General features: G+C 74.4%; 7 protein-coding genes. 2 read left to right on the top strand and 5 right to left on the bottom strand.

Features of this window, described 5'->3' with window-relative positions; translation table 11 throughout:
* Together ACFCV8_RS35345 and ACFCV8_RS35340 are read right to left on the bottom strand one after the other, a co-directional pair.
* Positions 1–772, bottom strand: a 772-nt coding sequence (locus tag ACFCV8_RS35345) for a M56 family metallopeptidase (protein WP_376689635.1), incomplete at its 3' end; no start/stop codon positions are given.
* A complete protein-coding gene (locus ACFCV8_RS35340) occupies positions 769–1,101 on the bottom strand; it encodes a BlaI/MecI/CopY family transcriptional regulator (protein WP_376689637.1) in 333 nt (110 codons plus the stop codon). The genes ACFCV8_RS35345 and ACFCV8_RS35340, both read right to left, overlap by 4 nt.
* Positions 1,102–1,356: 255 nt before the next feature.
* Between ACFCV8_RS35340 and ACFCV8_RS35335 the strand changes: the two genes are divergently transcribed.
* Entirely contained in the window at positions 1,357–2,025 is a 669-nt protein-coding gene (locus tag ACFCV8_RS35335) for a DedA family protein (protein WP_376689633.1), read from the top strand.
* On the top strand, positions 2,025–2,627 hold the full coding sequence (locus tag ACFCV8_RS35330) for a phosphatase PAP2 family protein (RefSeq protein WP_376689631.1): 603 nt from the start codon (positions 2,025–2,027) through the stop codon (positions 2,625–2,627). The genes ACFCV8_RS35335 and ACFCV8_RS35330 overlap by 1 nt, the downstream gene beginning before the upstream one ends.
* Positions 2,628–2,666: 39 nt before the next feature.
* Here the strand turns inward: ACFCV8_RS35330 and ACFCV8_RS35325 are convergent, their stop codons facing one another.
* The 3 genes from ACFCV8_RS35325 to ACFCV8_RS35315 form a co-directional block, all read right to left on the bottom strand.
* Entirely contained in the window at positions 2,667–3,707 is a 1,041-nt protein-coding gene (locus ACFCV8_RS35325) for an NAD(P)-dependent alcohol dehydrogenase (protein ID WP_376689630.1), read from the bottom strand.
* Positions 3,708–3,775: 68 nt separating this feature from the next.
* Complete coding sequence (locus ACFCV8_RS35320; RefSeq protein ID WP_376689629.1) at positions 3,776–4,543, bottom strand: SDR family NAD(P)-dependent oxidoreductase; 768 nt, start codon at positions 4,541–4,543, stop codon at positions 3,776–3,778.
* Positions 4,540–5,211 (bottom strand): TetR family transcriptional regulator, encoded by a 672-nt coding sequence (locus ACFCV8_RS35315; RefSeq protein WP_376689628.1) that lies wholly within the window; start codon positions 5,209–5,211, stop codon positions 4,540–4,542. Before ACFCV8_RS35315 ends, ACFCV8_RS35320 begins: the two co-directional genes overlap by 4 nt.
* Positions 5,212–5,251: the final 40 nt, after the last annotated feature.

Raw genomic sequence — 5,251 nt, 5'->3', positions numbered from 1 at the left:
GTACGGGACCGGCCGCGGCCGCCAGCGCGGCCCGCGGGCGGGGCCGCGGGGCGTCCCCGGCGGCGCGGACGGCGAGCGCGGCACGGCCGATGGCGCGGGCGGCGAGCCGCCGGTCACCGACGGCCGAGGCGGCCGCCTCGTCGGCCCAGCGCTCCAGGGCGTACCGCATGGGGGCGCGCAGCGAGCGCAGTGCGGGGTGACAGAGTGCGGCGGCCTCGGCGACGGCGGTGAAGAGGTGGTGGCGGCCCGCGAGATGGGCGCGTTCGTGGGCCAGCAGTGCCTCGCGCTCGGCGGGGTCGAGGGCGCGCAGCATTCCGGTCGTGACGACGATCCGGCCGGGGGTTCCGGGGCGGCCCGGGAGCGCGTAGGCGTCCGGGCGGCTGTCGCGCAGCACGGTCAGCTCGCCGTCCGCGGGGGCGTTGGACGGCGGGGCCGTACCCAGCTCCGCCCAGTGGCGGCGGGCGGCGCGGACCACGGCGGCGGCGCAGCCGAGCAGCAGGGCCAGTGCGGCGGCCGCCAAGGGCACGGCGACGGCCGGGGCGGCCCCGGAGAGCGGGCGGACCAGCTCGCCGAGGGCGGAGACGACGGAGAAACGGGTCGCTCCGGGCACCACGAGCAGAACCAGGGCGAGGAGGCCGGACAGGGCGAGACCGACTCCGGTCGCGGTGAGCAGCAGCACGGCGCGCACGGGGGCCAGCGCGTCGGCCAGACGGCGGGCGGCGGGCACCGCGAGGAACGGCATCAGCAGCGGAACCCAGACGGCGTAGATCACGGGGCCTCCCCGTCGAGCAGCTCCCGCAGCAGCCGTTCGTCCTCGTCGGTCAGCTGCGAGACGAACCTGGCCAGGACGGTGCCGCGGTCCTCCTGCTTGCGCAGTTCGCTGTGCATACGGCGGGCCGTCAGTCCGGGCTCGTCCTCGGTGGGCGTGTAGGCGAATCCGCGACCGGCCCGGCTGCGGGCGACCGTGCCCTTCTCGTACAGGCGCGACAGGATCGTGGTGACGGTGGTGCGGGCGAGGGAGGGGCCGATCGCGCTCTGGACCTGCCCGGGGGTGAGCGGGGTCCCGGCGGCCCACAGCGCCGCCAGGATGGCGGACTCCAGCTCTCCGGCGGGCCTCCGTTCCGCCGCGGCGGAAGGGGGCGCGGGGACCTGCCGGGGGGTGTCCTGGGCCGACCGGGCGGGCGGTTCGCCCTGCGGGCGGGGGCCGGGTTCGCCGCTCGATATCCCCTTCACCTGGGACATGGGAACTCTCCTCCCCCATCGGGCGTCTACAGTGATGTAGACCGTCTACATCACTGTAGTCAGTCCGGGCGTTCCGTCGGGCCGCCCGCTCACCATTATGGGAGACCCACCACCGTGTCCGTATTCTCACTGGCGTCCCTGCCGCTGGCGGTGAACCCGCTGGACGCGGGATCGCTGCTCGGGGCGTTCGGCGCGCTCGGCATCGCCGTCGTGCTCTTCGCCGAGACGGGACTGCTCGTCGGCTTCTTCCTGCCCGGCGACTCCCTGCTGTTCACGGCGGGGCTGCTGTGCGCCTCCGGCACCCACGGCCCGGTGCACCTGTCGTTGCCGCAGGTCCTGGCCGCCGCCGTGGCCGGTGCCCTGCTCGGCGCCCAGGCGGGGTACTGGATCGGCAGACGGGGCGGCCGGGCCCTGCTCGCCCGCAGCCGCGCCCGGCGGCTGCACGAGGGTGCCGCCCGCGCCGAGGAGCTGCTGGGCAGATACGGGCATGCGCGGGCGATCGTGCTGGCCCGCTTCGTCCCCGTGGTGCGCACGGTGCTCAACCCCCTGGCCGGGGCGCTCAACGTGCCGCTCCGGGTGTTCACGCTCTGGCAGGTGGTGGGCGGGGTGGTCTGGACGGTCGGGCTGGTCCTGGCGGGCTACGCCCTGGGGTCCTCGGTGCCGAACGTCGACCGCTATCTGCTGCCGATCGTCGCGCTCGTGGTCGTGGTCTCCCTCGTCCCGCTCGCCGCCGAACTGCTCCGTTCCCGCAGTCGGCGTACCGCAGAAGGAGAGAACAGTTGATGCGGCTCGCCTCCACCGCCGTCTCGGTCGACGGTGGCCTGTACACCTGGGTCACGGAGCTGGCGCAGCGCTCCCCCGCCGCTCTGGACACCGCCGTCCGTCTCTGGTCGGAGTACGGACTCGTGCTGTTCGCCCTGCTGATGCTCGTGTCGTGGTGGCGCTCGCGCTCCGGCGACCCCGCGCGTACCGCCATGGCGCTGAGCGCCCCGCTGGTCGTGGTGGCCGCCTTCCTCGCCAACGAAGTGGTGAAGTCGGCCTTCCACGAGCAGCGCCCCTGCCGGACCCTCCATGTCGTGACGGTGGAGGCCTGCCCGGCGCTGAACGACTGGTCCTTCCCCAGCAACCACACGGCCATCGCCGTGGCCGCGGCGACGGCGATCTGGCTGGCCGACCGCCGGCTCGGAGCGGTCGCGGTGACGGCCGCCGCGCTGATGGCGGCGTCCCGGGTATGGATCGGTGTGCACTACCCGCACGATGTGCTGGCCGCGGTGGTGACCGGGGTGCTCGTGGCCTGGCCGCTGACGGCGGCGGCACGGCGCTGCGCCCCGGCGGTGCTCCGGCTGCGTGACACCGCGCTGCGCCCCCTGGTCGCCGCGCGGTGAGCCCGGGGGCCCGCCCGGGCGGGCCCCCGGTGGGCCCGGTCAGCCGTTGGGGAGGATGACCGCGCGGCCGTTGATCCTGCCGTGGTGCAGTCGCTCGTACGCCAGCGGCGCCTCGTCCAGGGTGTACGTCTCCACATGGACCTCGACCGATCCGGCGCGGGCGAGGTCGAGCACTTCGGCGAGCTCGGCGCGCGAGCCCCAGTAGGGGGAGGTCACCGTGGTGTTGTACGGCAGCGAGCCGAAGCCGACCGGCAGTGCGCCGCCGCCGAGTCCGACGATCGTGACATCGGAGTCGATCGCGGCCGCGGCCCCGGCGGTGGTGACGGTGGGCGGCGCCCCGACGAAGTCCAGGACGACCTGGGCGCCGATCCCGCCGGTGAGTCCGCGGATCCTCGCCGCCGCGTCCCGGTCGGACAGGACCGTCTCGTGGGCGCCGACCGTGCGGGCGAGTGCCAGCTTGTCCTCGGAGACGTCGAGGGCGATGACCCGTACGGCCGTCATGGCGCGCAGCAGCTGGATCGCCACGTGGCCCAGTCCGCCGGTGCCGATGACCACGGCGGTGGCGCCCGGGACCAGCTTGGGCAGCGAGCGCTTGATCGCGTGGTACGGGGTCAGGCCCGCGTCCGTGAGCGGCACCGCCTGCACCGGGTCGAGTCCGCCCAGCGGCACCAGATGGCGCGGGTCGTCGACGATCATGTATTCCGCCATGGCGCCGGGCGCGCCCAGTCCGGGCGGGGCGATGCCGAGCTCCTTGGCCCGCAGGCAGTAGTTCTCCCTGCCCTCGGCGCACTTGACGCAGGTGCCGCAGCCCCAGGGGCCGTACACGGCGACGGCGTCGCCCACCGCGAGTCCGCCCACCCCGTCGCCGAGGGCGGCGACGGTGCCCACGCCCTCGTGGCCGAGGGTGAGCGGCAGCGGGAACGGGAGCTGCTCCGCGGGCCGGCTCATCACGGCGATGTCGGAATGGCAGACGCCCGCGGCGGTGACCTTCAGCAGCACCTGGCCCGGACCCGGCTCCGGGTCGGGCACGGTGACGACCTCGGGCGCCGCGCCCACGGTGCGGTACTGGACGGCCTTCATGGCGTTCTCCTCACGTTCCTGGTTCCCACGAGCCCTGCCCCCGTTGCCCCCGTTCCGCCGTGCGCCGCTCAGGGGGCGGAGTAGCCGCCGTCCACCAGGTGATAGCTGCCGTGGATGAAGGAAGCCCGGTCGGAGAGCAGGAAGGCGGCCAGTTCGGCTACCTCCTCGGCCGTGCCGAGGCGTCCGGCCGGGTGCAGCGATATCAGGTGCTCGCGGGCCGCGGCGTCGGTGTCGCGGAGCAGCGGGGTATCGATGAAGCCGGGGCCCACCGCGTTGATCCGGACGTTCTGGGCCGCGTATTCGAGAGCCGCCGTCTTGGTCAGGCCGACCACACCGTGCTTGGCGGCGACGTACGCGGGCGAGCCGGCGAAGCCGTTGGTGCCGAGGATCGACGACATGTTGACGATCGCGCCGCCGCCCGCCGCGACGATGGCGGGGATTTCGTAGCGCATCGAGTGGAAGACGCCGCTGAGGTTGGTGGCGACGACCCGGTTCCAGTCCTCGATCGCATACGCGCCGGTGGGGCTGGAGGGGCCCGCGATGCCCGCGTTGTTGACGGCGAGGTGCAGGGCGCCGAAGGTGTCGACGGCGAAGCGTACGCCCGCCTCGACGGAGGCCGGGTCGGTCACGTCCAGGGCGACGGCCGCGGCCCTGGCTCCGGCGTTCTCCAGTTCGGCGGCGGCCTCGCGGGCGCCCGCCTCGTCGTAGTCGGCGACGACGACGGCCGCGCCGCCCGCGGCCATCCGGCGGGCCAGGGCCAGACCGATGCCCGAGGCGCCGCCGGTGACGAGGGCCGTTCGGCCGGTGAACTCCTGCGTGGTGGGGGTGGTGCTCATGTGTCTCTGCTTTCTTCCGTGGTGCTGTACGGCGCCCGCCCGCCGGGAGGCTGTGCGAACAGCTCTCCGGCCAGGGCGTCGAAGGCCTGCCCGATCAGTCGCGGCAGGTCGTCCGGCCGGCCGGCGCGGGCCCAGGCCGCCCGGGCCGCGAGAAGTGCCCCGGCGCCCGCGGCGACCGCGACGGCGGGGCGGAGGTCGTACCGCGGATCGACGCCGAGCCGGTCCGCGACGATGGCGACCGAATCCTCCTGCGCGTCCACCCGGATGTGGTGGAACGCCGCGTAGAGGGTCGGCTCCCGCTCGGCGAGGACGACCAGCTCGAAGACCCGCTCGCGCCGGTGCCAGGCCGGTGTGCCGGGGTCCTCCAGCCAGTCCTCCACGGCCCGGCGGTACGCGGTGAGCGGGGGCTCACCGGCCGGGCGGGCCCGCAGGGCTTCGTTGATCCGGTCGCCGTCGCCCCGGAACGAGTCCAGGACCGCGGCCTCCTTGCCCGTGAAGTACCGGCTGAAGGTACGCCGGTCGACATCCGCGCGTTCCGCGATCTCCTCGACCGTCACGCGCCTCAGGCCGTGGTCGAGCACCAGCTCGAAGGCGGCCTGCGCCAGCGCTTCCCGGGTCCTGCGGGCCTTGCGGCTCCGCCGCTCCGGGCTCTTCCGTTCCGGATTCATACATGCACCGTACACTTAAAAATGTCCCACCGCGACATAC

Origin of the sequence: Streptomyces sp. NPDC056347 (assembly GCF_042262625.1) — a bacterium.
In the GTDB taxonomy this organism is placed as follows: domain Bacteria; phylum Actinomycetota; class Actinomycetes; order Streptomycetales; family Streptomycetaceae; genus Streptomyces.
This window is presented reverse-complemented; position numbering and strand designations above follow the sequence as displayed.

Coding starts and splice junctions, on each gene's coding strand:
- ACFCV8_RS35330 (WP_376689631.1), top strand. CDS start 2,025: ATGCGGCTCGCCTCCACCGCCGTCTCGGTCGACGGTGGCCTGTACACC.
- ACFCV8_RS35315 (WP_376689628.1), bottom strand. CDS start 5,211: ATGAATCCGGAACGGAAGAGCCCGGAGCGGCGGAGCCGCAAGGCCCGC.
- ACFCV8_RS35320 (WP_376689629.1), bottom strand. CDS start 4,543: ATGAGCACCACCCCCACCACGCAGGAGTTCACCGGCCGAACGGCCCTC.
- ACFCV8_RS35325 (WP_376689630.1), bottom strand. CDS start 3,707: ATGAAGGCCGTCCAGTACCGCACCGTGGGCGCGGCGCCCGAGGTCGTC.